This window comes from Stenotrophomonas sp. STEN147, from assembly GCF_056757995.1.
Genome location: NZ_JBRRCG010000011.1, coordinates 104,205 through 130,366 on the forward strand (window position 1 = coordinate 104,205; position 26,162 = coordinate 130,366).

A 26,162-nucleotide genomic window follows, 5' to 3' on the forward strand; every position below is an offset into this window, starting at 1 on the left:
TTCAAGTCTGTGCCCGCTGCCGCACCGGGAAACCTCCCGTGACGGTCGGGCGCAGGGTCGCGCCTACGGAGACCTCATGTCCTCGCAATACATCTACACCATGAACCGCGTGTCCAAGGTGGTCCCGCCCAAGCGGCAGATCATCAAGGACATCTCGCTGTCCTTCTTCCCCGGCGCGAAGATCGGCCTGCTGGGCCTGAACGGCGCCGGCAAGTCGACCGTGCTGAAGATCATGGCCGGCGTGGACACCGATTTCGAGGGCGAGGCACGCCCGCAGCCGGGCATCAAGGTCGGCTACCTGGCGCAGGAACCGGAACTGGACCCGAACAAGACCGTGCGCGAGTCGGTCGAGGAAGGCGTGGGCGAAGTGCTGCAGGCCCAGGCTGCGCTGGAGGCGGTGTACGCCGCCTACGCCGAGGAAGGCGCCGACTTCGACGCGCTGGCCAAGGAACAGGAGCGCCTGGAGGCGATCCTGGCCGCCGGCGACGCGCACACCCTGGAAAACCAGCTGGACGTGGCTGCCGATGCGCTGCGCCTGCCGCCGTGGGATGCCAAGATCGCCAACCTGTCCGGCGGTGAAAAGCGCCGCGTCGCGCTGTGCCGCCTGCTGCTGCAGAAGCCGGACATGCTGCTGCTGGACGAACCGACCAACCACCTCGACGCCGAGTCGGTGGAATGGCTGGAACAGTTCCTGGCGCGCTACACCGGCACCGTGGTGGCCGTTACCCACGATCGCTACTTCCTGGACAATGCCGCCGAGTGGATCCTGGAACTGGACCGCGGCCGCGGCATTCCGTGGAAGGGCAACTACACCGAATGGCTGGTGCAGAAGGATGAGCGCCTGAAGCAGGAAGAAAACCAGGAAAAGGCCCGCCAGAAGGCAATCCAGAAGGAACTGGAGTGGTCGCGCCAGAACGCCAAGGGCGGCCGTTCCAAGGGCAAGGCCCGTCTGGCCCGCCTGGAAGAGCTGCAGTCGCAGGATTACCAGAAGCGCAACGAGACCAACGAAATCTTCATCCCGCCGGGCGAGCGCCTGGGCAACATGGTGATGGAGTTCAAGAACGTGTCCAAGAAGTTCGGCGACCGCCTGCTGATCGACAACCTGTCGATGCTGATTCCGCCGGGCGCGATCGTCGGCATCATCGGCCCGAACGGCGCCGGCAAGTCGACGCTGTTCAAGATGATCACCGGCCAGGAGAAGCCGGATTCGGGCGAGATCGTGATCGGCCCGACCGTGCAGCTGTCCTACGTGGACCAGAGCCGCGACAAGCTGGAAGGCAACCACAACGTCTTCCAGGAAATCGCCGGTGGCCTGGACATCCTCAACATCAACGGCATCGAGATCCAGTCGCGCGCCTACATCGGACGCTTCAACTTCAAGGGCCAGGACCAGCAGAAGATGGTCGGCTCGCTGTCCGGTGGTGAGCGTGGCCGCCTGCACATGGCCAAGACCCTGCTGCAGGGTGGCAACGTGCTGCTGCTCGACGAACCGTCCAACGACCTGGACATCGAAACGCTGCGTGCACTGGAAGACGCGCTGCTGGAGTTCCCGGGCAACACCTTCGTGATCTCGCACGACCGCTGGTTCCTGGACCGCATCGCCACGCACATCATCGCTTTCGAAGGCGACTCGCACGTGGAGTTCTTCCAGGGCAACTACCGCGAGTACGAAGAAGACAAGAAGCGCCGCATGGGCGATGACGCTGCGCCGAAGCGCCTGCGCTTCAAGGCGCTGAAGTAACGCAACAGGAAAGGCCGCGCTCGCGCGGCCTTTCTCCTTCTGTGGGTCGCCCGCTTCATGGCGACACCTTCACGAGAAGCCCCATGTCCCTGTTCGAACGCCTGTTCCAGCTGCAGCAGCATGGCACCACCGTGCGCACCGAGCTGCTGGCCGGTGTCACCACCTTCCTGACGATGTCCTACATCGTCTTCGTCAACCCCGAAATCCTCGGCACCACCGGCATGGATGCGGGCGCGGTATTCGTCGCCACCTGCCTGGCGGCCGCGCTGGGCTCCACGGTGATGGCGCTGGCAGCCAATTTCCCGGTCGGCATGGCTCCGGGCATGGGCCTGAACGCGTTCTTCGCCTTCACCGTGGTCGGTGCCGCCGGCCTGCCCTGGCAGCAGGCGCTGGCGGCAGTGTTCATCTCCGGCCTGGTGTTCCTGGTGCTGTCGCTGACCGGCGTGCGTGCCTGGCTGGTATCCGGCATTCCTTCGTCACTGCGCTCGGCCATCGTCGCCGGCATCGGCCTGTTCCTGGCCATCATCGCCCTGCAGAAGTCCGGGGTGATCATCGGCAACGAGGACACGCTGGTGGCGCTGGGTCCGCTCAACACCGCCCCACCGCTGCTGGCACTGGCCGGCTTCCTGCTGATCGCCGTGCTGGAGGCGCGCCGCATCCGTGGTGCGATCCTGATCGGCATCCTGGCGGTCACTGGGGCCGGCTGGGCGCTGGGCGACGTGCAGTACCAGGGACTGGTGTCCCTGCCGCCGAGCCTGGCGCCGACCTTCCTGCAGCTGGACCTGCCGGGCCTGCTGCACCACGACGGCGGTGCCCCCATCGCGGTACTGCTGCAGGTGGTGCTGGTGTTCGTGCTGGTGGAGGTGTTCGATGCCACCGGCACGCTGTACGGCGTGGTCGGCCGCGCCGGCCTGCTGAAGCTGCCGGGTGCGCAGAAGCGTTTCGGCCGTGCACTGCTGGCCGACAGCACGGCAATCGTCGCCGGCTCCATGCTGGGCACGAGCAGCACCACGGCATTCGCCGAAAGTGCCTCGGGCGTGCAGGTGGGCGGCCGTACCGGCCTCACCGCCCTGGTGGTCGCCGCGCTGTTCCTGGCCGCCCTGCTGTTCTCGCCGCTGGCCTCGATGGTGCCAAGCTACGCCACCGCACCGGCCCTGCTGTTCGTTGCCGGGTTGATGCTGCGCGAGCTGGTGGAAGTGGACTGGAGCGACCTCACCGAATCGGTGCCGGCGGCCCTGTGCGCGCTGGCGATGCCGTTCACCTACTCCATCGCCAATGGACTGGCTTTCGGCTTCATCGCCTACGCCGCGCTGAAGGCCGGCACTGGCCGCTGGCGCGAGGTGCATCCGGCGGTGTGGCTGGTGGCCGTGCTGTTCGTGCTGCGCTTCGCGCTGGAGTAATCAGGGCAGGGCCCCGCTGTCACGGCGGGCGGGTGCTGCACTCATCGCCATGCCGGTCGCAGCTGGCCATCCACGCCGAAACGCCAGCGGCCCTCGGCCCAGCCCCGGCCGAACAGGGCCAGCATCTGCGAATAGTAGGCCGGTGCCTCGGCACGCTGCTGTTCCGGGCTGGGCAGGCTGGCCAGCAGCGACTTCGCCAGCCCCTGCTCGCGCTGTGCCAGCACACAGGGCAGTACAGCGGCGCGGAAACCATAGTTGCCTTCGCCCTGCCCCTGCCCGCTGCGGGTATCGACCTTTTCCCAGAGTGCCGCACCGCTGCGCAGGCGCTGCAGCGGACCGGACAACGCCGCCAGCTGCCGCCGGAACAACGGATCGCGCGGGGCCGTCATGCCTGCCCACGTATAGCAGCGGATCGCGTCGTAGCCGCCCACCGCTCCGTTCACCGGATCGACCACGAAGCGTCCCTGCTGCCACGCCGCCCAGTCCGGTGCATAGCCATGCGGGCTGGTCTGCTCCAGCAGCGTGGTCGCGTTGTCCGCCAGTTCCGCCCAGGGCCCGCTGCGATCGGCCGCGGCAAAGCGCCGCAGCAGCGGCAGCGGCAGATAGCTGGGATTGACCCGGGTCGCATCGCCTTCGACGAATCCCTGCGGTCCCGGCAGCAGCATCGGCCCGAGACCGGGCAGCTGCACGATTTCTTTTTCCCGTACCTGCCCCAGCATGCCCCCGGCGATGGCCTGCAACGCAGGACGGTGCCAGAGCCGCCCCGCTTCGAGCAGGGCGTAGGCCAGCCACAGATCGGAGTCGGACGCCGGATTGTCGTCCAGTACGCGCCAGCCGCCCTTGTCATCGCGGCCCCACAGCCAGGCCGGCAACCGCTGCCGCATATCGCCCCCGGCCAGGTTGTCCTGGGTCCAGCCCAGAACGCGATCAAACAGCGCCTGATCGTTGTCGACCAGCGCGAAGAACAACGCATACGACTGCCCTTCCGACGTACTGCGCTGGTCATCCTGGCTGCGGTCGATCATGCGTCCGTCGTTGCTGAGGCTGCTGTCCAGCAGCACCTGCCAGGCCGGCCAGCGCGGCGCTGCGAGCGCACGCCCTGCGCCCATGGCCAGCAACGGCAAGGCGGCCGTCGCCTGCAGCAGTCGGCGGCGTTGCGGGTCAGCGGAACTCGCCATAGGGCACCAGCGGCGACACGGGCAGCGGCAGGTTGCCCTGCCAGGGCTTGAAGGTATAGCGCAGATAGAGCTGGAATGTGTTCGGCGAGAAGTCACGGCTGCGCTGCAGGGTTCCCGCCGCGCCCAGGACGATGTGATCGCCCAGCCGCCGCTCCACGGCCGCGTAGAGCCGATAGCCGGTGCCGGTGCTGCGGCTGTCGCCGGTGTACAGGCCGGCCTCGTCCAGCGCGAGGGCACCGTACTGCGGCTCCAGCTGTGCCACCACACGCTCGATCAGCGCCTGGTCCGGGAAGCGGCTGATCGACGCCGTACGCGCGCTGGACACACTGACCGACCCGTCCACCCGCAGCGACCACAGATCATTGCGCCAGGCAAAGCTGGCCGGCAGGCTCAACGAGGCATAGCGCTGCGGGCTGTAGTAGCCGCCCTGGCCCAGCGAGTAGCCGCCCAGATCCTTCTGGTAACGCCAGTACATGGCCGTGGTACCGACGTCCAGGCGCATGTCCGTACGCTGGATCAGCTTGTGGTACCAGCCGACCATCGCACGCGCACGCGTGTTGTCCGCGACGTTGTGACCGGTCAACCGGTGCCAGCTCCAGTTCGACCAGACACCATTGCGTCCGCCCTCATCGAAGCCGAGGCTGAAGGTGATGCCATTGGCGGTCACCCCACCCCAGGCAATGCCGCTGCGAGGGTCATGGGCGCCGGCCTGTGACAGCAGGGAGTTGGTCATCGGCCGCCGCGACAGCGTCGCCCCCCAGCCGAGACGGCCCAGATCGCCATTGGCGGTGATGCCTCCCAGCCAGTTGCCGATCACATAGTGGGACGGCGTATGGCCAAGGTCGACATTCCAGCGATCGTCCAGCGTGCGCCAGCCGGCCGCGAAACCTGCGCCGGAACTGCGCCGCTGATGCACGAAGCGGGTACATCCCGGGGCCTGCAGCCGGGAGCCGTCGGCACGCAGCAGCGACAGGTCGCAGCTGCCGAAATCCTCGTCGTACGTGCCGTCGGCGCCGGTGCGGAACCGCCCTGCGTCGAAGTGCACCTGTTCGATGCGCGCCCAGCCGAGCCCGCCTGCAAACGGCGCATCCAGATGCGCGATGCGGGTGTCGCGCCCGAGGCGGGAAATGCCGGGCGTTCCGTCGCTGCGACGACCGGTATCCTGCATCACCGTCAGCGTGGGATTTTCCTGCTGGTACAGCGTTTCCACGTCGCTGCGCAGGCTGCGCCGCAGCCAGTCGTCCCCCGCGGTCTCGCGGCTGGCCAGGGTCAGCGCGCGGTTGTCGCGCGGCTGTGCCTGCGTTGCGGCCAGCAGGCCGTTGTCGGCCATCGCCTGCGCGTACATGTCCAGGGCCTGCTGCGGATCCTCGCGGCGCACCAGACGCGCCGCGTCGCGCCAGGACTGTGGATCCGGACCGTCCCTGCGGGCCAGCAGCGCGCGCAGGATCGCCAATGCCTTGGCGTCCTCGTGCAGGTCGGTCCAGATGCCGGCCAGCTGGCGCTGCTGGCCGAGCGCATCTTCGGCGACCACCGGGGGCGACTGCCGCATCTGCCGCCGCGCGTTGTCCAGATCGCCGGCACCGATCCAGGCCTGCACCTGGCCAAGCTGTGCATCGACGTTGTCCGGCTGCTCCGCAAGTACCCGCTGGTAATACTGCAGGGCCTGCGGGTGGTCGCCGCGCAGGCGCGCCCAGTCGGCCAGCAGCAGGTTGTTCTCGGCACTGGCCGGTTGCTGTTGCAGCAGGGCGATGGCTTCCGGCTCGCGTCCCTGCGCGCGCAGCGACCAGAGATGATCGATGAGCTGCTGCCGGCGCAGCCGTACGGACAGTGCGCGGATATCGTCATCCCATTCCGACCGCGGCACCCCGTCCAGCACTGCCAGTGCCTGCGGCAGCCGATCGGTGCCGGACAGATACAGCGCCTGCGCGTAGCGTGCTTCAGCGCTGTCATTGCGCGCCACCATGTCCGCGACCACCGCATCGGCCTCGGCAGGCTGACCCGCGGCCTGCAGCTCAACGGCCAGGGCACGGGCGAGCCACGCATCGGCGGGCAGCTCCATGCGCAGCTCATGCCCGAGCGCAAGGGCGGCCTCCGCATCGCCGGCCGCCAGGGCCTGCTCACGTCGTTCGCGCAGGCGACTGATCCGCAGCTGACGCAGATCCTCGGCGTACAACCGGCGCTGCGCGGCCGGCAACGCATCGATGAAGGTCTCCAGACGCTGCGGATCGGTCCTCCCATACAGCTGCACCAACCTGCGGATCACGTTGGCATCGTTCGGCGCCATCCGCCTCGCGGCCTGCAGCTGGCGTTCGGCTGAGGCGTCGTCGCCACGGGCCACGGCAACATCCACCTGTCCCAGCCGTGCGTTGACCTCGCGTGGCTGCTGCCGCTGCGCCTGCGCGTACAACGCATCCGCCTCGTCCAGCCGACCGGCACCGAGTGCGGCATCGGCCTGGTCCAGCAGCAGCCAGTAGCGCGTACTGGCAATGAGGTCGCGCCATTTGTCGCTGCTCTCACCGACGGGCGTGGCCTGGATCGCGCGTTCGAACAGGCTGATCGCCGACGCGCGACGGCCCTGCCGCATCTGCGCCATGCCCAATCCGCCCAGGAAGGCGGCTTCGCGCGGATAGGCCCGCAACGCCTGCTGGAAGGCACGTTCGGCCTCGGCATCGCGCCCGCGTTCAAGCAGTTGCTGGCCACGCAGACCCGCCCGCCAGGCCGGATCACTGACCTGCCTGTGCTGCTCGGCATAGCGCTCGCGCACCAGGGCGATGTCATTGAAGGTGGGATTGCGGGTGATGAACGCCTGCAGGCGACGCACGCCGCGCTCGTCGGCGGGCTGGTCCTGCAGGTACGCCCACTCGGCATCGGCAGCCAGCCCGCGGGCGTCGGGGTTGCCGCCCATGCGCCGCAGCGCGTCGAGCGCTTCATCGTCGCGACCGGCCGCGAACAGCAGCTGCGACAGCGTCTGCAGCAGCCCGGTGTTGCCTGGATACGCCTGGTCCAATGCGGTCAGCTCCCGGATCGCCAGCGCGCGGCCATCCGCCTGCGCGCCACGCAGACGCCAGTACTCCAGCCCCAGCTGCAACCCCGGAGGCGCGTCATTGAACAGGCGGCGGTAGATCGCCAGCGCATCGGCACTGCGGCCACCGGCTGCGAACAGGCGTGCCTGCTGCAGCTCCTGCTGCAGATCGCCCTGGTAGGCCTGCCAGAGGCGATCACCCGCAGCGAGTTCGCGACTGCCCGCACCGACCTGCCGCAATCGTTGCAGCGTCGCGGTCGCATCCTCCACCTTCTGCTGCGACAACTGCACCTCCAGGATCGCCAGCAGGGTTCCACGATCATCCGGTGCCAGCATGCGCAGCCGTGCCAACGCATCTTCGATCAGGCTCTGGCGCCCGGTCGCCTCGCCGATGCGTACCTGCTGCAACAACCACTGCCGCTGCTCGGCCGCAGTGCCGCCGGGCATTTGCGGCAGCGCCTGTGCCGCGCATGCGCCGGTCCCGGCCAGACCCAGCAGCACCAGCCGGGACGCCATCAGCAGCGGCGGCGAGGTCCGGCTCATTCCTTGCCCGCATCCAGGCGCCGCGCGGCGACCCAGCGCAGTGCACGCCAGAGCAGGAAGGCGACCATCAGCACCACCAGCGTGGCCAGCACGGCCAGCAATGCCGGATGATCGGCCAGGTGGTACCACAGCAGCAGCCACCACGGCAGCGCGCCCACGTAGTAGTGTTCGCCCACGAACTGGCTGTTGATGCCGGAACTGCGCAGGATCGCCACCGATCCCGCAATGGCTTCGCGCTTGCCGGTGTCGCTGAGTGCATCATCGAGCAGCTGATAGTCGGCCGGATGGCTGGCCGCCAGCGAGACGATGCTGCGCTGTGCATGGCGGGGCGACTGCAGGCCGACGATGGCCGCGAAGGGCGCCTGTGCGGTGACCGCCACGCGGGTGACCGCAGGATCGCCCGCGCGGCTGCCGCGACGGGCCTGCTGCACCGCCAGCTCCGGCGATGGCCACTGGCCGTTGAGCAGGCGGCTGCGTTGGTCGTCGATCAGCAGTGACAGCTGCTGGCTGCCGCGCAGCTCATCCGGCAACGCACCCAGGACCAGCAGGTCCGCATCCAGCGCACTGGCCTGTTTCCAGTCCGCGGACAGGCGCAACCCGTAGGCCGGGTACCCACTCTGCACGCCCAGGCCTCCGATCAGGTTGAGCAGCAGGCTGACCTGCGCCTCGCTGGCGGACGGCGGCACCAGCACCACGGTCTCGGACAGGTCCGCCATGCGTGTGAACGGGAAGCCGCTGAGCGCGAACGCGGACAGGTCCGGCAGCCCCATGTAGTGATGGAAGCCGGAGAAGTCGATGGTCGAATCCTCCTCGATGGCCGCCTGCAGGTTGGGCGGCAGCACGGTCTGGCAGTGGTCGCGCTGGGCACTGCCCATCACGCTGGCAAAGTTGAAGTCGAACCGCAGCTGGTTGCGGTCACCCAGCTTCAGCGCCGGAATCAACAGGCGGCCATCGTCGGCGCCGGCATCACCGGCGAGCACAGGCAGGCGGATTTCCGCCACGCCCTGCTTGCCGGTGCGGCGCACCAGCGGGAAGCTGGAAATGAACTGGTCGTTGATCGCCACGCCCAGCCGCGACTCATCACTGCCAAACGGCGGCGTGTAGCGGTAACGCAGGTTCAGTGGAATGCCCTGGTTGCGCCAGATGAACAGGTCCGGTGGAAGGTTGAGATTGACCGTGATCGGCTGCGGCGATACCCCGTTGGCATGCAGCTGCTGCGGATAGTCCAGCAGCTCGGCCAGGCGCACCGCGCGATCGGTACGCACCCAGTTCGGCGCGTCGTACGGCCTGCGTGGCGCCAACGGCTTCATTTCGTCGATCGCGACCTGGCGGCCCCGGAACAGGACATTGCCGGCCGCCATCGCCGAAACGGCCTTCTGCAGGTCATCATCGTTGCGGCCGAGCACCAGCAGCAGCTTGCGCTGCGGATCCTCGGGCAGGGCCATCAGCTCGATCACCGGCCCCTGCACAGGCGCATGGTTGGCGATCACCGGCGGGAATCGGCCATTCACCGCCAGCACGACCGCGTGGCCCTGCTCGGGCAGCGTGCCGAAGCTCACCGGAAAACGGGCCTGCCGCCACCATCCCGCCAGGCTGCCGAAATAGGACGCCATGACCGCCGCGGCCCGCTGCTGCGCCAGCGTGGGCGCCGCTGCAAACACCACCGGCAGTTCCAGCCGCGCGGTGTCGCGCGGATCGAAGAAGGGCAGCGGGAAATTGGCCAGATCATCCTGCATGTCCAGCGGCTGGCCACCCAGCCTCAACGTGCTGTTGCTGGAGAGGTTGACCCACAGCGAACTGTGCGTGGGTTCTTCGCAGATATCGGTGTAATGGCCTACGAATTCCAGGCGGACCTGGTTGAAATCAGCGATCAGGCGCGCGTCCAGCGGCAGCTTGGCCTGCACGGGGCGCCCCAGCTGGTCGTTGCTGATCGGTACCACGCCCATCATCGCGTCGTTCAGATAGACCCGCAGGTGCGACAGCGTCGGCAACAGCGACGGCGAGGGTGTGAAGCTCAGATCCAGTTCCGCTTCGCGCGCGAGGCGATCACGGCGCACCTGGAATTCGAACGTGGTGCTGTTGCGGACGCCGGACAGCAGCGTGTCCTGGCGGCGGCCAAGCTGTGCGAAGGTGCTGTGCCGTTGCCAGGGCCAAGCGCTGCCGGCCCAGGTATCGGGCAAGGCCGGTTCGCCGCGCGGCGCGGGCACCGATGCTGCTGTGGTCGGGGTCGGTACCGCAACCTGCGCGGCCGGGGCATCCGGCGTGGAACCGGTGGCAGGCGCCGGCACGAGTGCTGCAGCGCCATTGCCGGACACCACTGGCAGTACCAGCAACGGCAGCAGCAACCAGCGCAGAGAGGTCGGGATGCTCATGGACGAAGCCCTGGGTCAGCGGCTGGGTCAGCCGGGTGGGAGGGAAGCGGACGTTGTGGTGCGAAGCTGGCCAGCCAGCGCAGCAGGCGACCGCTCCAGTGCACGGGGCGGTCGAGATCGAACGGCGTGAAGTCGCCCATCCGCCGATAGCCTTTCCAGCCCAGCACCAGCACGCTCCACAGGCTGCGTGGCAGGCTCTTGGGCTGGTAACCGGCATGCCAGTCCAGCCACGCATCGGCGCGGGCGAATGTGCATTGCGCGAACTCCACGCGCTGGCGCTCGTTGTCGAACTGCAGCAGCAGGCCGAGGCGATGGCCGACGCTGCGCTGTACCCGCGCCGGGAAGGCGAACTCGCGCCGGCCACGCCCGAGCAGCAGGTGTACGCGCGTGCCTTCGGCCAGTTGCGGATCCAGTCCCAACTCCAGGCCGACGCCATCGTTGGAATAGTCCTGCAGCACGCCCCGCAGTCGACGCCCATCGGGTATCTGCAGCGCCATCGGCAGGCGCGTGGTGACCCGGTGGGTGCGCCGCACCTGCTGCACCTCCGCCGCCACCGCCAGCGCGCCGCCGATGATCAGCAGGTTATACAGCACCCACAACGAACTCACGACCACGCTGCCGCGCTCATCGGCGGGCCCCTCGATGAAACGCCACACGGCGAAGCACAGTCCCAGCACGTTCAGCAGCGCCAGTACCAGGTAGGGGCGCGCCACCCGCCAGTCGAAGCGGTCACCCGCCTGCGTGCCGCCCTTGTCGGTGACATTGAACTTGCCACGGCCGGGACTGAACAGGGCCACGGTGGTCGGCCGCGCGATGTACCAGGCCAGCACGGTTTCATAGACCTCGCCCCAGAACGGGCGGCGGTACCGGCCCTGGATGCGCGCGTTGGTCAGGCTGGCGTGGGCCATGTGTGGAACGACAAACAGCAGGATAGCCAGCGCGGGGGCGTAGATGATGTAGACGTGCAGCAGGAGGAAGGCCAGCGGCGCGGTGAGGAACACCAGCCGCGGTATGCCCGCGAGGAAGTGCAGCATCGCGTTGGCGTAGCAGAAGCGCTGGAACAGGCTCAGGCCCTTGCCAAGCAGCGGATTGTCGATGCGGAAGATCTGCACCATGCCGCGTGCCCAGCGGATGCGCTGATTGACGTGCGCGCCCAGGCTGTCGGTGGCCAGGCCGGCCGCCTGCGGAATGCGAAGGTAGGCCGAGTTCCAGCCCTGGCGATGCAGGCGCAACGCGGTATGCGCATCCTCGGTGACAGTCTCGGTGGCGAAGCCGCCGATGGCATCGATGGCCTCACGCCGCAGCACCGCGCAGGAACCACAGAAGAATGCGGCATTCCACAGGTCGTTGCCGTCCTGCACCAGCCCGTAGAACAGCTCGCCCTCATTCGGATCACTGCGGAACACCTGCAGGTTGCGCTCGAAGGGATCGGCCGAGAAGAAATGGTGCGGCGTCTGCACCAGCGCCAGCTTCGGATCGCGCAGGAACCAACCACAGGTGATCTGCAGGAACGAGCGCACCGGCAGGTGATCGCTGTCGAAGATCGCCACCAGCTCACCGTCGATCAGGGTCAGGGCGTGGTTGAGGTTGCCGGCCTTGGCGTGCCGGTTGTCGCTGCGGGTGATGTAGTTGACGCCGGTCTGCTCGGCGAAGGCACGGAACGCCTCGCGCTTGCCGTCATCGAGAAGGTGGATGCGAAGTCTGTCGGCCGGCCAGTCCAGCCCCATGGCGGCATGGACGGTATGCCGCACCAGTGACAGGTCTTCGTTGTAGGTGGGAATCAGCACATCCACCGTGGGCCACTGCCGGATGTCGGCCGGCAAGGGCGCCGGACGCCGTCGCAGCGGCCAGGCAACCTGTACGTAGCCCAGCATCAGCACCAGCCAGGAATACGTCTCGGCCACCAGCAGCACCAGACCGCAGACCAGGTCGAAGGTGCTGCTCCAGTTCAGGGTGGCGGTATAGCGCCACCAGAGATAGCGGCAGGACACGGTGATCGACAGCACCACCAGTACCAGCGTCGCATAGCGGCCGGGCATGCGCCGTACCAGCAGCGCAATGACCCAAAGCAGCAGCACGAACACGAACTGCGCCAGGTAGCTGAAGGGCTGGGTGATGCACAGCGCGGCCAGACCCAGCGTGGCCAGGCCGGTGACGGCGGTCAGCGCGTGCCGCGCGCGCGGTGGCAGGTGCTCCAGCCGCTGTGCGAGCCATGCCGCGAGGCGACTGTTGCCGACATCGGCAGGTGCATCACGCATCGCCCGCAGGTAGCGCAGGCGACCGCGTCCTGCCGCTCCGCGCAGCTCGGCGATGCGCTGGCGCCGGGCCTGGGCCAGGCGCTGGCGGCGCAGCGAGGTATGCGGAACCAGCCGCACCAGCGACAGCCATGCGGCCTGGATCAGCAGCCGCAGTGGATCTCCGGGGCGCCAGCGGCGCTCACCCTGCAACTGCGGGAACGCACGCCGCAGCCGCGGCGCCAGCGCCTGCCACGCAGGTCCTTCCAGCCTCAACAGCGCCCAGCCCAGCGCCTGCAGCGACCACAGCAGCGCGCACAGTGGCCATGCGGCGTACACGCGCTCACGCAGCCGGTTCCAGTGCAGATAGTGGATGCGTGCGCCCTTCATCGCCCGCTCTCCCGATCCTGCCGCCGCGCCGCCTCGGCCAGGCACCACAATGCCAGGCCGGCGACGTCGGCAGCCGCCAGCGCATCGGCCGCATGCTGCCCCAGCGGCTGCTTGCTGGCCAACGCGGCCGGCACCCGCGCATCTTCGTGCAGAGGCTGAGGCACCAGCATCGACGCGTGCGCATGCAGCCACAGCTGCATCAGATCGCGCTGCACCGGAACCGCCGGGTCATACCGGTTGGCCAGAAGACGGCGCGGATCGTCGTGCTGCCGCTGCAGGAAGACGTGGCTTGCCGGATCGACGCACGCCAGGCGCAACGGCAGCGTACAGCGCGCATATCGGTTGACCGCCGCAGCGTGTGCCGGCAGCCGCTGCGGCAGGTCGAACAGCAGCCAGTCGAACTGCGCCGACAGCACTGGCACGCGATCATTCCAGGTGTCGGGTGCCAGACTCAGCGCCTGCTCGATCTGCAGGGCTTCGGCCGCGCTGACACGGCCGTACGGCAGCACTGCCAGGCCCGGTGCGCAGGCGAAGGCCGCATCACGCCAGTCGCGGCCGTCCAGCATCGCCCGCGCCCAGCCATCGGCCTCCCGCGCGGCCAACCCGACATGCAGGCCCAGCATCTGATCCGGACTGCACTCGACCAGCAGCACGCGCTGGCCCTGCGCGTGCAGCGCCTGTCCCAGTGCGGCCAGCATCGTGGTGACGCCTGTGCCGCCGTGCACGCCCTGCAGGGACAGCAGTACGCTCATGGCTGCCGCTCCAGCTCGGCCAGCAACGGCCAGCGTGCCAGTGCCCGGGCACGTTCGTTCTGCGCCGAGAAGTCCACGTAGGGCAACCCGGGCATGCCCAGGCTGCGACGCAGCAGATCGATGTCGTCCTCCTCCACCGAAAGCGTACTGGCAACGGCCAGGATGTCGGCCATCAGCGTTTGTCCTCCGGGTACGGGTTCCAGGCCTTGCTTCCCTGCAGCTGCAGCCAGGGCTTGCCACCGTAATCGATGACCTTGGCGCCTTCGTTCTCCGACACCGAGGGCGTACGTGGCAGCCCCTGCAGCAGGCTGTCCCAGTCACGCGCTCCCGGCGGCGACTGCGCGTTCAGCGCATACACCCGCGACACCAGTTCGGAGAGGGCCAGATAGCTGCTGGGCTCGGGCACATGACGCGGCCCTCCGCTGGCCGGCGTGCCCATCCCGACCAGCTTGACGCCGACCGGCACATGGGTGATCGAAGGGCTGGGAATCTCCCGCATGCCGGGAATCTGCATGCGGTCGCCATGCAGCGCCGCGCCATGCTCGGGCACCACGACGATCATGGCGCGACGGCCACTGCGCTCCACCGCTTCGACGAAGCCTGCCATGTCACCCAGCACCATCTGCGCGCGGGCCTTGTAGTCAGCCGCGTTGGCACGACCGTCGGCGCCGACGATGCGGTTGCCGTCGTGCAGGGAGATCGTGTTGTAGAACAGCGCGACCTGCTGCGCCTGTTCGGCCTGGCGCTGCTTCCACCAGGCGTTCAGCACGTCACCATCGCGGCGCAGCGGCGACTTGTCGAACGCGACCAGCGCCCGGGGAAATGCGCTGATGTCCATCGGCCGTGCCTGCAACCCACCGTACTGGCTCAGTTCCCCGATGAAGTTGTCGAAGTGCCCATCGTGGTTCATCGCCAGCTCGCTCTGGAAACCCAGGCGCTGCAGGTTGGAGAACAACTGGCATTCGGCTGGCACCGGGTCGAACAATGCGGTGTGCGAGGTCTGTCCGCAGCTGGCGCGCAGCAGGCGGATCGCCGCCGGGCCGCTGTAGGCGGTGGCCGAGTTGAAATCGTCGAAGATCAGGTCCATGTGGTCCAGCAGCGTGTTCTGGCGCATGCCGACTTCGTCCAGATCACTCCATGCCAGCGAACAGATGTTGAGGATGATGACGTCGAACGGCGCAGCGCTGGCCGGCGCCGGGAACACCGTCTTCAGGCCCGACTGCTGCTGGTAGAAGGCCGCCAGCCAGGCATTGAGTGTCTCGTTGCTGGCCGGCGCAAGTGCACCGGCAGCGCCGGCAGCGGCGTCAGCACCGCCGGTCGCTGCGGTGGCCTGCGACGTCCCCCAGTTCAGGCCCGCCGGCAATGGCAGTGCCACCACCGCCATACCCAGCATGCCCAGCACGCTCAGCGTCGTGATGCGCAGCCACGGTTTCAGCAGCAGGTAGGCAACCACCAGCAGCACCAGCACCGCGACCATCTGCCAGTTGATGAAGCGCTGCGCCAGCTCCAGCCAGTAGTCGGCGGAGAAATCGAGCACGCCCGGCTGTGCGAGAAGACGCTGGAAGGGCGGCCACCAAGTGTCCTGGTAGTAGAGCACCACGGCCACCGGCACGGCGACGACCGTGCGTGTGATGCGTGCCCATCGCCACGGCAGTGGCACCAGCAGGGCGGCCAGGAACAACAGGTTGGGCAGGATCTTCAGGTCCAGCGCGCCCATCCAGGCCAGCACCACCTTGGACAGGAAATACAGGTTCCAGCCGCGCAGGTCCGACCACACGAACGGCGAAGCGGGCGTCGGCTGTGGGCTCATCACGGCCTCCGCGCATCGCGCACCCGCACGCCCGCCCGCCGCAGGTGCCGTGGGGGCAGCCATGACGCTGCGCGGCGACGCGCCGCGCGCCACAGCGCGCCCAGCATCACGCCGAACGGAATCATCACCAGCGCACAGGCGGCGATCAGCGTCCACAGCTGCTGGTCGGTGGTCATGCGGAATCTCCCAGCCGGAACGGGATGGGGGCGTTGAATGCGATCTCGTTGACCGGGGCCGCGGGTTGCGGCAACGGAACGGCAGGGGCGGGCAGCGTCTCGGATTCGGAGTCGCTGCCGCGGGCGTTCATCGCTGCGATGTCGTACTCGGCCAGGCGCTGGTAGCCATCGAACAGCTCGCGCCAGGGCAACCGGTACAGGTTGGAGAGCGCCTGTTCGACCGCATCGCGGCGGCAGCCGAACAGGAAGAGGCGGACCTGGCCGCGGTACACGCAGGCCACATCCCCCTGCCTGCGGATGTTCAACTGCTGCAGGGTCTGTTCCGCGCGCAGTCCGGCCACCGGCTGCAGCGCCAGCACGGCGCTTTCCACCGCGCTGCCGTCCTGATCGATGCGTTCGCCGACGATCTGCCGGAAGCGGTCGGCCGCCACGATTCCGTTCACCTCCGGTGGCCGGTGGGCACGGATCAACGGTTCGGGGTCGGCCGCCAGCTGCCCCTGCCAACGCTGCCGCTGCACCGTCTCCAGCAGCGTCAGCAGCCGCGGCAGCGGGGTCGCCGCCGGCACCACCATGTTGGCGCCGCACTGCAGCAGCAGGCGCTCGTCGGCGTAGCGCAGGCACGGTTGCACCTCGCGCACCACCAGCTTCAGCAGGTCGCCGCGCTCGCGTCGCAGCCGATGCAGCAGGCGTGCCAGTGTGTCCACCTGGTCGTTGCTGCGGATCGCCAGCACCACGGTGGCCTCCCGCGCCTGCAGCGCCGAAGGCAGCAGGTCCGCCCAGCCATCGTGGAGCCGCCAGGCGGGCGACAGCGGCGGAGCGCCTTCCAGCACGTCGGCCTCGGCCAGGTACAGATCACGATCGCCGCCGCTGGCCTCGACCGCAGAGAGCACGCTGTCCGCCTCTTCTGGCACGCGGCGCAACCCGCCTTCTGCCGCTTCGATCGCGAAGGCACGGCGGGCCACCACGCCATGGGCGTTGGCCCAGTAATGCAGCAGCAGCTGCAGCGCACCGCGGTGCGGATGCAGCTGGGCGACGCCGGAACAGGTCCGGTTCAAGGCCAGCAGGCGCGGCGCCAGGGTGGCCACTTCACCGTGGCAAAGCAGCAGCAGCACCGTGCCGGCCTGCTCCGCCCAGGCTTGCAGCTGCCGGTTCCATGCCGCCAGCCGGGCATCGCTCCAGCCTTCCAGCGCCGCCAGCGGAAACTGCACCATGCACAGGCGGGTCGCGGCGGTGGCCGCGCGGGGAAGATCAACCGCCAGACCGCGCAGGGTCCGCTGCATGGCAGCGGCCGAGCAACGGAACAGACGCAACCGCGCCGGCCCCTCCCCCGGCGGCAGCTCGGCCAGCATCGCATCGGCGCCGCGCCCCAACGTCGCCAGCACGGCGTCCTGCACGTCGCTGGCCGAACCCAGCACACCTGCGCCAACCAGGTCGGCCGGCGCGCTTCCGGCAGCGACGACCCAGTACAGCCCACCGCCATGCATCTCGACGAACTCGGGCGGCAATCCGGCGATGGCAAGATGGGGCGCTGTCATGCCGGGTCCTTTCAGCGGACCTCAGCCAAGCCGACGCTGCGGCAGCGGAGGTGCTGTGTTGGGTGACTCGAATTTCATGACGCGCATCACATTCGTGCTGCGATACGTTCATGGCAGCTCCGATCTTGGTATTTCCGGGATCAAGACGCAGTCAACGTCGCCTGCGGAACAGGCAACGTTGGGGTGCAGCGCAGCGGTGGAACGGCCGTTGGCCGCTACTCGTACTGGATGGTGAAAGTCGCCTGTCCGTTCGCGACACCGGCACCGACGGTACCGGCCTGGGTCTGTACATAGCGGGCGCGCAGCGGCAGGGTCATGGTGCTGGTGCCCGGTATGGTGGTGCCGACATTGATCGCCTGGCCGAAGCGCACTTCGCGCTCGGTGGTGCCATCGCGCTGGACCATCTGGATGCCGATGCGGGTCGCGCTGTTGGCAGCCGCACTGAGCTTCAGCACGCCCGGCATGTTGGAGCTGTCCTGGTCGGCATCCAGGCGGATGCCGATCTTGCTCTGGTACGCAGCAACATTGCTGCCCTGGCAGTTCAGGCGGATGTCGAAGTCACGGTTGACCGCGCGCGAACCGACGCCGGTGAACGAGGTGTTGGGGACACTGCCGAAATCCACCGCGATGTTGCGGCTGCCGGCGTCCACCTCGCAGGTCGGGCTGACCACGGTGGTGCCCGATCCCTTGAAGGTGGAGGTCAGCACGGGCCGGCTGGCACCATCGCCATCGTAGTAATAGGTGGTGAAACGTCCATTCGGCGCGATAACGCCCGATCCTGTCTGAGCTGCCGTCTTGATCAGTTCGACACGGAAGCGGCCTCCGCTCAACGAGAGGTTGGTATTGCTTCGCAGGATCAGCGTGTGAGGATAGTAGGTCTGGATATCACCGGAATCGCGATAGACGCGAATGCCAACACCTGCCACGTCGGTTGCGTATACGTTGCTGAATCCTGGCACCGGCGTCTGCTGTGCCGCATTGACGAAGCGACCGCTGGCGTTGCCGCCCCGGCTATCGCAGTAGGCGACGCTGTTGCGTTGATTGATGTTGACAATGAGTTCCTTGATCACGCCGCCGACCGGGGTGCTGGGAAGAATCACGATCTGGCCCATGTCCATGGTCACGTCTTGGGGTTGGAACCCGGACTGGGTGATGTAGCAACTGGCAAACGCAGGCGCCGCCACGAGGGCGCCCGTGAGCACGGCCAGTGCGGCCAGCACCTTGCGGCCACGGGAAAGAATCATCGGCATGCTGCCTCCAGCGGGATGAAGCCGGTCTTGGACGCATCGGCGCCCGCCGGAACCTGGTAATCGACGGTGCAGCGCTGGTCGGCGCCGGCGCCCCACTCCACCTGCAGGCGGCCGTGATCCTGTTCGCTGCGCACATACAGGCGGCCACCCTGGCTGACCATGCCCACCGGCTGGCCCTGCTCGTCCTTGACCTGTGCACCGAACGGCAGGGTGCGGCCATCGGGATTGCGCACCTGGATCAGCAGCGCGTTGCCCTTGCGGGTATCGAAGCGCAGGTAGCTGATGGCACCGGCAAACGGTGCGACCGACTGGCTGCTGCTTTCCAGCTCGACGTCATGCGCCATGCCCTGCGGATCCAGGGTCACGGTGTTCAGGCGGTACGGCGATACGTACGGCACCACGGCGTAGCCGCGACCATCGATGCGCAGGCCCGGTGCGTTGGTCACCTGCGCGTCGCGCGCGCCCGGCGCTTCGACCAGCACCATGGTATCGCCACGCTGCGGGGTGAAGGTGACGCCGCCCGGATGCATGACCACGCTGCCGTTGGCGCCCACCGATGCCTGGCGGAAATCGCTGGAATGGCTGTAGGTCGCGTTCAAGGCGGTGTAGCGGCTGCGGTACTCGGCGTTGCCGACCGCGGTGGTGTTGCCCTCGCGGGAATCGGACAGGGCCACGCCGTAGCTGAAGTTGTTGTCGACGCCGGCCGAACCGGTGATGCCTACGCGGCTGTTGTCGTAGCCACCACGGTCGCGCGCGCCCAGGTCGGCGCTGAACGACACCGGATGGGTCCCGCGGCCCAGCGGAACGCTCATCGAGAACAGGTACTGAGTGTCGGCCCGGCCGAGGATGCCTTCTTCGGTGCGCAGTGCCGAGAAACCGTAGTTCACCGAGCGCCAGGCGTTGTTGTAGCCCACCTGGTACTGCTTGGAGGTGCCGGAACGGTCGTAGAAGTCACGCACCGAACCGGTGACGTACAGCGCACCGGCACGGCGGCCCAGCGGCTGGTTCAGGGTCAGCTGGAACTGGCTGCGCTGGCGGCCACGGGTGGTCGGGTCGATGCCGCGATCATCCGCGTCGCGTCCGTACAGGGCGTCCTGCAGGCTGTAGTAGCCTTCGGTCGAGTAACGATAGGCGGCCAGGGTCAGGTTGGTCCCGGTTTCGCCGATCATGTTGCTGTAGCTCAGGCGCACGCTGGCGCCGGTGTGGTCGCCGTAGTGGTTGAACGACGTACGGGCATGGGTGACATCGGCCGCGAACGCACCGATCCGGGTGGACAGGCCAATGCCGTACAGCAGTGAAACGTAGCCTTCGCTCAGCGCGCTGCCGCCGTACAGGGTCAGCTGGTTGCCGATGCCGCGCTGGTAGGTACCCTGCGCCAGCCAGGGTTCATCGCGCAGCAGCTCGTTGCGGACCTGGCCGGCGGTCACCGAGTAGCGGGACACGCCTTCGCGCAGCATCTGCGGCACCGAACCAAACGGCACCTTGAACTCGCGGCGGCGGCCATCGGCCTCGATCACGCTCACTTCCAGGTCACCGCCGTAACCGGTCGGGTACAGGTCGTCGATGACGAAGCTGCCAGGCGATACGGTGGAGGAATAGATCAGCTGCTGGTTCTGCCGGACTTCCACCCGCGCATTGGTCTCGGCGATGCCGCGCACCACCGGCGCGTAGCCGCGCAGCGAATCGGGCAGCATGCGGTCGTCACTGGCCAGGCTGGCACCCCGGTATCCGATCGACTCGAACAGTTCGCCGGTGGTGTAGGCCTCGCCCACAGTGAGCATGCCGCGGATCTTCGGGATGCCGCGCTGGGCGTAGGTGGCGATGCTCTGCCAGTGGCGGCCGTCGCCCTCGGTCCAGGTCAGGTTGGAATCGTGGCGGAACTGCCAGCCGCCCAGGTTCAGGCCGGCATTCAGGCCCAGATAGGCGCTGCGGTTGCGCTGGCCGCCTTCGACGCGGCTGTCGCTGTCGATGGCATTGAAGCTGTAACCGACGAAGCCGGCGTTGATGCCACGGTCCCACAGCGCGGGGTTGACGTAGCCACGCGCCTCGCGGCGCAGGAACACCTGCGGGATGCTCAGGTCGTAACGCAGGTTGCCGCTGTCATAGACGCCATAGGCATTGGCCATGCGCTGCTGCACCGGCACGCACGTGGAGGTATCGGTCGGCACCGACGGGTCCTGCTGCAGCAGCACCGCCTCGCTGTCCACGCCCATTTCCTCGAGCATCGGCAGCGCCAGGCAGGCATCGACGCGCCCTTGGGCATCCGCCTTGAACTGCACGTCGCGGCGGCCCTGCCAGGCGCCATTGACGTAGACGTCCACGCGATAGGTGCCGGCAACCATCGGATTGCCGTTGCTGAAGGCGGCCAGATCGACCTGCTTGGCCTGGCCGGACAGGAAGCTGGAGTTGAACTGCGCCGACTCCGGCGCACGCGCGGTCGCCGCCCCAGTCTGCGCCATCAGCGCCTGTTCGCCGAGATTGGCCGGGGCAGCCAGCGCCCATCCTGGGCAGGCCACGCCGGCAGCCAACAGGCAAAGCGCCTGATGGATCGACAATGTCAATCTGTTTCCGATCACACTGACATTCCTTCAATTCGCCGCACGGCGGCGGTGGCGGGATGCGCAGGCCCTGGCCAGCGCGGCGCGTTCAGCCCCCGGTGCTGTCGAGGCGGACCTTGTGCTCCACCCGACCGCCGTAATCGTTGATGGTGATGAAGCGCACCTCGGTGGTGCCCGCCGGTGCGGCGAACTCCAGGTTCTGCTTCGGTGCGACCATCGTTCCCTTGTCCTCGACCGCCTTTTCGCTGCTGCCGGTCACGGCATGCACTTCGGCCAGGGTCACGTGGAAGGGGCTCGGGTTCTCCACCCGCAGGCGGTCACCGCTGCGGGTCCAGCGCAGGGCTGCCGGTGCGTCGTTGGCGACGCCCTTCAGGCCCTGCGGCCGATAGAAAAGCTTCAGGCGCGAACGGAACGCGACCTGCAGGTAGTTCTGCTCACCGTTCTCGGCGTTGTCCGGCGACGGCGGCACGTCCAGCACGTTCAGCCAGAACACCGACTCGCGATCGGTCGGCAGCTGCGCGCCGGAGAAGATCAGGCGCAGCGCCTGGCTGCGGCCCGGCTCGACGCGGCTGATCGGCGGCGTCAGCACGAACGGGGCATCACTGGTGTCGGCCGTCTGGTTGGCGTCGCCACTGTCGATCCAGGCCTGCACCAGCGCGGGCGAGTCGCCCACGTTGTCGACCTGCACGGTGACTTCGCGCGACTGCGCCGGATAGATCACACGCGTGCCATTGACCACCACGCCTGCCATGGCTTCCTGGCAGAAGAGCAGCGTCGACGCTGCCAGCAGCAGCGCCCGGGGAAAGAGAGCTTTCATCGGAAGTACTACGCTCGAGGTGTGGGGCCAGGGGCCGCGGAGCGCTGGCCGGCGCGTACGCCGGCCAGTGCGGGTACGGCGACGATCAGTTGTAGATGATCGTGTACTTGACGCTGCTGGTGACGTCGCCCGGGGTGGCGGCGGCAGTGGCGTAGTACTCGGCGTAGTAGTTCAGGTTGGCGGTGCCGTCGGTGGCAACGGTCACCCACTGCGAGTTGTCCTGGGCCAGACCGGTGCCTGCGGCCTTCACCGGCAGGAACTGGTTGTTCGAGCCCAGCAGCTGCAGCTGCACGTTGCCGGCAGCGTTGGCCGAAGCCTGGTTGATCAGGCGGCCGCTGTTGAAGTCAACGGTCGAACCCGGCTCGAAGTAGGTGGCGACGTTGCCGGCGCTGCACTTGGTCAGGTTGATGGCGAACGGGGTACGGCCCGCGACGGCACCGGCGGTGGCCAGGGTGTTCTTGGACACGGTCGGCAGGGTGACGGCGAAGTCCTTGCCGCCCGGGGTCGAGATGGTGCAGGTCTTGTCGGTCACCTTGCCATTGAAGGTGATGGTGCCGTCGGCAGCGTTGGCGGCCAGCGGAGCAGCGGCCAGCATGAGAGCCGCGATGATGTTGATCTTGTGCATTGCTTTTACCTAACCCTACTGAAGAGATGGAAGTAGAGGAGGAAGCAAGGAGCACTGCCGGGCTTCAAGACCCATCCTTGCGTCTCACCTGTGGCCGGATTCGGACATACCTACCCCTGAATCCGTGACGCAAGTATATGCAGAACTGTGATGAAAGTCCCATTATTTTTCTGAACGATGGTTTATTGACGCCACAAATGTGACGTGATAGGCACTTTTGGTCCAGCGCCCGGTCGGGAATTGGCGCAGGCAGGCGAAGGCTGGGGAACGACAGCAGATGATGTCTTCGACCCTGTGGCGAGCGCACCTGAAACAGGCTGTTTTCAGGCGACCCGCGCCTTATTTGATGCGCATCACTCTTTGTTGGTGATGGCCCTAGCAGATTCGGATTTTGCCTATTAAAGGCCGTCCGGAGCTGTCGCTAACTAGGACACACCGAACCAGAGAACGTGTCATGAGGACTTCCCTTCTGCTGTGCGTGGCCCTGATGTCCGTCAGTGCGCTGGCCCAGGCCAGCAGTGGCAGCATCCGGTTCAGCGGCCGCATCGCCGAGCCCGGTTGCACGACGGCCCTGTCCCAGGGCGAGCTGAGCCTGGCGGCCTGCCCGCCGTCGGCCAAGGGCTCGACGGTGGCGGTGACCGCGGTGGGCGACAGCCAGGCCGCGACGCTGCGCGATGGCAAGCGCCATGGCCAGCAGCTGGCCGTGTCGGCCAGCGCCATGCGCGCCGGCGACATCGCCTTCTCCGAGCGCTACCGCGTGGAAGCGCCACAGCAGCAACCGCTGCGGGGCGCCTACCTGGTGGTGGTCGACTACCTTTAAGCCGGGTCCGGCAGTTCAAAGACCTGGCGCAGGTAGGCCAGGTAGCCGGGGTCGTCGCACATGCTCTTGCCCGGCGAATCGCTGAGCTTGGCCACCGGCTGGCCATTGCAGCGGACCATCTTGATGACGATGTTCAACGGCGTCGGGCCCAGATCGTTGGTCAGGTGCGTGCCGACGCCGAAGGCCACCTGGCAGCGACCGCGGAAATAGTCGTACAGGCGCATCACCTTGGCGATGTCGAGCCCATCGCTGAACACCAGCACCTTGCTGCGCGGATCGACCCGGCGCTGCTGGAAATGCGCCAGCATGCGGTCGCCCCAGTCGAACGGATCGCCCGAGTCATGGCGCACGCCGTCGAACAGCTTGCAGAAATACATGTCGAAGTCGCGCAGGAAGGCGTCCAGGCCGACCACGTCGGACAGCGCGATGCCCAGGTCACCGCGGTACTCGCGCGCCCATGACTCCAATGCCGCCACCTGCGAATCACGCAGCCGCGGGCCCAGCGCCTGGAATGCCTGCAGGTACTCGTGCGCCATCGTGCCGTGCGGGGTCATGCCGTACAGCCGGGCGAAATGCACGTTGCTGGTGCCGACCAGCTGCGGGCCGAGCGCATCGCGCAGCAGCGGCAGCAGGCGCGCATGCCAGTCGCGCGAGTAGCGACGACGGCTGCCATAGTCGGCGATGCGGCATTGCTCGAAGCCGGGGGTGTCGCGCAGCAGCGCGGCCTTGGCCTGCAGGCGGCGCTCGCCCTCGGCGAAGTCGGGCGTGGTGGTGTTGCGGAACCAGACTTCGTTGATGATGGCCAGCAGCGGTACTTCAAACAGGATCGTATGCAGCCAGGGCCCGGTGATGTCCAGTTCGATCTCGCCGGGCACCCGGGTCGAGGCACGCAGCTGGATGTACTTGCGGTCCAGGTGGAACAGGCCGAGGAAATCGGCGAAATCGGGCTTCACGAAGCGCAGGCCACGCATGTAATCCAGCTCGGCGTCGCTGAAGCGCAGGCTGCACAGGTGGTCGATCTCTTCATCGATCTGGTCGATGAAGCGGGCCAGGTCGATGCCGGGCGTGCGGCATTTGAACCGGTACTGCACCTGGGCGCCGGGGTGCTGGTGCAGCACCGCCTGCATCATGGTGAACTTGTACAGATCGGTGTCGAGCAGGGACTGGATGATAGGCATGAGGCGGATTATGCGCCCGGCGGGGTGAACCGGGGGCCCCGCCCATGCGCGCCGCCGCCGGACACGCTCGACACTACAGGGATCTGCGCAGCAGTCTCGGCACCAGCAGCAGCGCGTGCGCCCAGATCGCTCCCCAGACGGCCGCCTGCACCGGCAACGAACGCTGTGGTGCCTCGAACCTGCGGAAGTAACGCCACAACCCGCGATGCTTGTGCCACTCGACGAAGAAGGGCCGCGAACGGCTGGACACGCCGCGCACATGGGTGACCTGCAGGTCGTTGGCGATCGCCACCACCGCGCCCGCCTCGCGCGCGCGCCGGCACAGGTCCAGGTCCTCGGCGTGCAACCGGTATCCGGCGTCCCAGCCACCGAGTCGATCAAACAGCGTCCGCGGCATCAGCAGCAGCGCGCCGGACAGCGCCGGCACCGGCTGCAGCGTCTGTGCCGGATCACGCGGAATCGCCAGTTTCGAGCCACTGCCCGGCGAGCGCAGCATGGCCAGGAAATCCGGATCACGGCGGCGCACCGCCTCATCGGCATGGCCGTGCTCATCCACCTGCTCGACCCCGAGCAGGCAGTCACCGAGCACGTGTGCGCGATCGCGCAGCCTGGCCAGGGTTTCCGGCTCGACCATCAGGTCCGGGTTGATGAACGCCAGCCATGGGCTGTGCGAATCGGCCGCGCCCTGGTTGTTGGCGGCGGCGAAGCCCGGATTGTCCGGGTTGCCGATGAAGCGCACGCGCGGGTCGTGGCTGGCGTGCCGCTGCACGATGTCCAGCGTGCCATCCACCGAACCGTTGTCGATGACCCGGATTTCCACCACATCCTGCGACTGGCGCAGCCGCGACAGGCAGGCATCGATGGTGCTGCCGCTCTGGTAGGTAACGACGATGGCGGCAATGGCGGCATTCAAGCGGTTGGCTCCGACGCGGACGGGACGAACAGATCGCCCTGCTCGCGCGGCATTATCGCCTGCTGCATCCGCTGCTGCAGGTCCGCGCGCAGTTCGTGCAGCGGATCGTGCATCAGGAAGTCGGCCAGGCGTGGCACCCAGCCAGGCCACCGCGCGGCCAACGCCTCCAGATCGCCATCGCGGCTGACCGCTTCGCCGGCGCGGCTGACGAACGCGTTCTCGCACAGCACGTTACGCCAGCCCAGGCCCGCCATGCGCAGGCTCAGATCGACCAGCGCAGCGTTCCAGCCGGCGTAGCTTTCCACGTCCAGTCCGCCGGCACGGCGACGTGCATTGCCGCGCACCAGTACCGCATGGGTGACCGCCGATGGCAGCTCCGGGTGCAGGGTCGGCAGTGCGGCGCAGGTCTGCGCCAGCAGCGCAGTATCGGTGGGCTCGGCATTGATCTCGCCCAGGCGGGGCCAGGCCGCGGTCTCGCCGGCATTGCACCAGGGCGTGGCGGTGGCAATGGCCGCATCGCGGGCGAAGGCGTCCTGCAGCTGCTGCAGCCATCCCGGCGCCGGTACGCTGTCCGGTGCCAGCACGGCCACATCGAGCCCCTCGCAGGCACGCAGCATTTCATCCAGATGGGCCACCTCGCCCAGCGGCCGGGCGCGGCGGGTGTACTCGGCCTGTAGTGGCGTGTTCGCCAGCCAGTGCTCGACGACCGCCTGAGCGCGTGGTCCGGTCTGGGCATCGTCGGCCAACCAGACCGCGGTACCCGGTGCCGTACCGGCATCCAGCGCGGCCAGACACCGGTCCAGCGCCGCATCGTCCACGCACAGCGGCAACAACACGATCGCCCCCAT

The 26,162-nt window shown here is 67.8% G+C and carries 19 protein-coding genes; 3 read left to right on the forward strand and 16 right to left on the reverse strand.

The window, feature by feature from the left end; genetic code table 11:
• Positions 1-76: 76 nt before the first annotated feature.
• Together ettA and ACVOKU_RS12510 are read left to right on the forward strand one after the other, a co-directional pair.
• Positions 77-1,741 (forward strand): energy-dependent translational throttle protein EttA, encoded by a 1,665-nt coding sequence (ettA, locus tag ACVOKU_RS12505; RefSeq protein WP_005415249.1) that lies wholly within the window; start codon positions 77-79, stop codon positions 1,739-1,741.
• Positions 1,742-1,824: 83 nt separating this feature from the next.
• Positions 1,825-3,141: an NCS2 family permease gene (locus ACVOKU_RS12510; protein WP_053518892.1), complete on the forward strand. Its 1,317-nt coding sequence runs from the start codon at positions 1,825-1,827 to the stop codon at positions 3,139-3,141.
• Between the two features lie 41 nt (positions 3,142-3,182).
• On the opposite strand, the gene bcsZ is transcribed toward ACVOKU_RS12510, so the two are convergent.
• From bcsZ to ACVOKU_RS12575, 13 genes are all read right to left on the reverse strand, one after another.
• The gene (gene bcsZ, locus ACVOKU_RS12515) at positions 3,183-4,319 is read right to left on the reverse strand and encodes a cellulose synthase complex periplasmic endoglucanase BcsZ (RefSeq protein WP_481560067.1); all 1,137 of its coding nucleotides are present in this window, start codon (positions 4,317-4,319) and stop codon (positions 3,183-3,185) included.
• On the reverse strand, positions 4,303-7,884 hold the full coding sequence (gene bcsC / locus ACVOKU_RS12520; RefSeq protein ID WP_481560068.1) for a cellulose synthase complex outer membrane protein BcsC: 3,582 nt from the start codon (positions 7,882-7,884) through the stop codon (positions 4,303-4,305). The genes bcsZ and bcsC overlap by 17 nt, the downstream gene beginning before the upstream one ends.
• The gene (bcsB, locus tag ACVOKU_RS12525; RefSeq protein ID WP_481560069.1) at positions 7,881-10,256 is read right to left on the reverse strand and encodes a cellulose biosynthesis cyclic di-GMP-binding regulatory protein BcsB; all 2,376 of its coding nucleotides are present in this window, start codon (positions 10,254-10,256) and stop codon (positions 7,881-7,883) included. The genes bcsC and bcsB overlap by 4 nt, the downstream gene beginning before the upstream one ends.
• Complete coding sequence (gene bcsA / locus ACVOKU_RS12530) at positions 10,253-12,880, reverse strand: UDP-forming cellulose synthase catalytic subunit (RefSeq protein WP_481560070.1); 2,628 nt, start codon at positions 12,878-12,880, stop codon at positions 10,253-10,255. The genes bcsB and bcsA overlap by 4 nt, the downstream gene beginning before the upstream one ends.
• A complete protein-coding gene (gene bcsQ / locus ACVOKU_RS12535) occupies positions 12,877-13,632 on the reverse strand; it encodes a cellulose biosynthesis protein BcsQ (RefSeq protein WP_481560071.1) in 756 nt (251 codons plus the stop codon). The genes bcsA and bcsQ overlap by 4 nt, the downstream gene beginning before the upstream one ends.
• Positions 13,629-13,805 (reverse strand): cellulose biosynthesis protein BcsR, encoded by a 177-nt coding sequence (gene bcsR / locus ACVOKU_RS12540; RefSeq protein ID WP_080375313.1) that lies wholly within the window; start codon positions 13,803-13,805, stop codon positions 13,629-13,631. Before bcsR ends, bcsQ begins: the two co-directional genes overlap by 4 nt.
• On the reverse strand, positions 13,805-15,442 hold the full coding sequence (gene bcsG, locus ACVOKU_RS12545) for a cellulose biosynthesis protein BcsG (protein ID WP_481560072.1): 1,638 nt from the start codon (positions 15,440-15,442) through the stop codon (positions 13,805-13,807). Before bcsG ends, bcsR begins: the two co-directional genes overlap by 1 nt.
• Entirely contained in the window at positions 15,442-15,618 is a 177-nt protein-coding gene (bcsF, locus tag ACVOKU_RS12550; RefSeq protein WP_481560073.1) for a cellulose biosynthesis protein BcsF, read from the reverse strand. The genes bcsG and bcsF overlap by 1 nt, the downstream gene beginning before the upstream one ends.
• Positions 15,615-17,153, reverse strand: a complete 1,539-nt coding sequence (gene bcsE, locus ACVOKU_RS12555) for a cellulose biosynthesis protein BcsE (RefSeq protein WP_481560074.1) — start codon at positions 17,151-17,153, stop codon at positions 15,615-15,617. Before bcsE ends, bcsF begins: the two co-directional genes overlap by 4 nt.
• A gap of 215 nt (positions 17,154-17,368) precedes the next feature.
• Positions 17,369-18,403 (reverse strand): fimbrial protein, encoded by a 1,035-nt coding sequence (locus ACVOKU_RS12560; protein WP_481560075.1) that lies wholly within the window; start codon positions 18,401-18,403, stop codon positions 17,369-17,371.
• The gene (locus tag ACVOKU_RS12565; RefSeq protein ID WP_065175834.1) at positions 18,394-20,958 is read right to left on the reverse strand and encodes a fimbria/pilus outer membrane usher protein; all 2,565 of its coding nucleotides are present in this window, start codon (positions 20,956-20,958) and stop codon (positions 18,394-18,396) included. Before ACVOKU_RS12565 ends, ACVOKU_RS12560 begins: the two co-directional genes overlap by 10 nt.
• Before the next feature lie 91 nt (positions 20,959-21,049).
• Positions 21,050-21,778 carry a fimbrial biogenesis chaperone gene (locus ACVOKU_RS12570; RefSeq protein ID WP_053518872.1) on the reverse strand — a complete coding sequence of 243 codons (729 nt, stop codon included), beginning with the start codon at positions 21,776-21,778 and terminating at the stop codon, positions 21,050-21,052.
• Positions 21,779-21,863: 85 nt separating this feature from the next.
• The gene (locus tag ACVOKU_RS12575) at positions 21,864-22,403 is read right to left on the reverse strand and encodes a fimbrial protein (RefSeq protein WP_053518870.1); all 540 of its coding nucleotides are present in this window, start codon (positions 22,401-22,403) and stop codon (positions 21,864-21,866) included.
• Positions 22,404-22,857: 454 nt separating this feature from the next.
• Here ACVOKU_RS12575 and ACVOKU_RS12580 point away from each other — a divergent pair, with 454 nt between their 5' ends.
• Positions 22,858-23,223, forward strand: coding sequence for a hypothetical protein (locus ACVOKU_RS12580; protein ID WP_481560076.1), 366 nt, complete (start codon positions 22,858-22,860; stop codon positions 23,221-23,223).
• Here ACVOKU_RS12580 and pncB read toward each other — a convergent pair.
• The 3 genes from pncB to ACVOKU_RS12595 form a co-directional block, all read right to left on the reverse strand.
• On the reverse strand, positions 23,220-24,401 hold the full coding sequence (gene pncB / locus ACVOKU_RS12585) for a nicotinate phosphoribosyltransferase (RefSeq protein WP_053518866.1): 1,182 nt from the start codon (positions 24,399-24,401) through the stop codon (positions 23,220-23,222). The genes ACVOKU_RS12580 and pncB overlap by 4 nt on opposite strands.
• Positions 24,402-24,474: 73 nt before the next feature.
• Entirely contained in the window at positions 24,475-25,314 is an 840-nt protein-coding gene (locus tag ACVOKU_RS12590) for a glycosyltransferase family 2 protein (protein ID WP_481560077.1), read from the reverse strand.
• The gene (locus tag ACVOKU_RS12595; protein WP_111186329.1) at positions 25,311-26,162 is read right to left on the reverse strand and encodes a glycosyltransferase family 2 protein; all 852 of its coding nucleotides are present in this window, start codon (positions 26,160-26,162) and stop codon (positions 25,311-25,313) included. Before ACVOKU_RS12595 ends, ACVOKU_RS12590 begins: the two co-directional genes overlap by 4 nt.

What these genes read in the sequence shown, in the direction of transcription:
- pncB (WP_053518866.1), bottom strand. Translation starts at nt 24,401, where the DNA reads ATGCCTATCATCCAGTCCCTGCTCGACACCGATCTGTACAAGTTCACC.
- bcsB (WP_481560069.1), bottom strand. Translation starts at nt 10,256, where the DNA reads ATGAGCATCCCGACCTCTCTGCGCTGGTTGCTGCTGCCGTTGCTGGTA.
- bcsE (WP_481560074.1), bottom strand. Translation starts at nt 17,153, where the DNA reads ATGACAGCGCCCCATCTTGCCATCGCCGGATTGCCGCCCGAGTTCGTC.
- ACVOKU_RS12575 (WP_053518870.1), bottom strand. Translation starts at nt 22,403, where the DNA reads ATGCACAAGATCAACATCATCGCGGCTCTCATGCTGGCCGCTGCTCCG.
- ettA (WP_005415249.1), top strand. Translation starts at nt 77, where the DNA reads ATGTCCTCGCAATACATCTACACCATGAACCGCGTGTCCAAGGTGGTC.
- bcsA (WP_481560070.1), bottom strand. Translation starts at nt 12,880, where the DNA reads ATGAAGGGCGCACGCATCCACTATCTGCACTGGAACCGGCTGCGTGAG.
- bcsF (WP_481560073.1), bottom strand. Translation starts at nt 15,618, where the DNA reads ATGACCACCGACCAGCAGCTGTGGACGCTGATCGCCGCCTGTGCGCTG.
- bcsZ (WP_481560067.1), bottom strand. Translation starts at nt 4,319, where the DNA reads ATGGCGAGTTCCGCTGACCCGCAACGCCGCCGACTGCTGCAGGCGACG.
- bcsR (WP_080375313.1), bottom strand. Translation starts at nt 13,805, where the DNA reads ATGGCCGACATCCTGGCCGTTGCCAGTACGCTTTCGGTGGAGGAGGAC.
- bcsQ (WP_481560071.1), bottom strand. Translation starts at nt 13,632, where the DNA reads ATGAGCGTACTGCTGTCCCTGCAGGGCGTGCACGGCGGCACAGGCGTC.
- ACVOKU_RS12595 (WP_111186329.1), bottom strand. Translation starts at nt 26,162, where the DNA reads ATGGGGGCGATCGTGTTGTTGCCGCTGTGCGTGGACGATGCGGCGCTG.
- ACVOKU_RS12560 (WP_481560075.1), bottom strand. Translation starts at nt 18,403, where the DNA reads ATGCCGATGATTCTTTCCCGTGGCCGCAAGGTGCTGGCCGCACTGGCC.
- ACVOKU_RS12510 (WP_053518892.1), top strand. Translation starts at nt 1,825, where the DNA reads ATGTCCCTGTTCGAACGCCTGTTCCAGCTGCAGCAGCATGGCACCACC.
- ACVOKU_RS12570 (WP_053518872.1), bottom strand. Translation starts at nt 21,778, where the DNA reads ATGAAAGCTCTCTTTCCCCGGGCGCTGCTGCTGGCAGCGTCGACGCTG.
- bcsG (WP_481560072.1), bottom strand. Translation starts at nt 15,442, where the DNA reads ATGAGCCCACAGCCGACGCCCGCTTCGCCGTTCGTGTGGTCGGACCTG.
- bcsC (WP_481560068.1), bottom strand. Translation starts at nt 7,884, where the DNA reads ATGAGCCGGACCTCGCCGCCGCTGCTGATGGCGTCCCGGCTGGTGCTG.
- ACVOKU_RS12580 (WP_481560076.1), top strand. Translation starts at nt 22,858, where the DNA reads ATGAGGACTTCCCTTCTGCTGTGCGTGGCCCTGATGTCCGTCAGTGCG.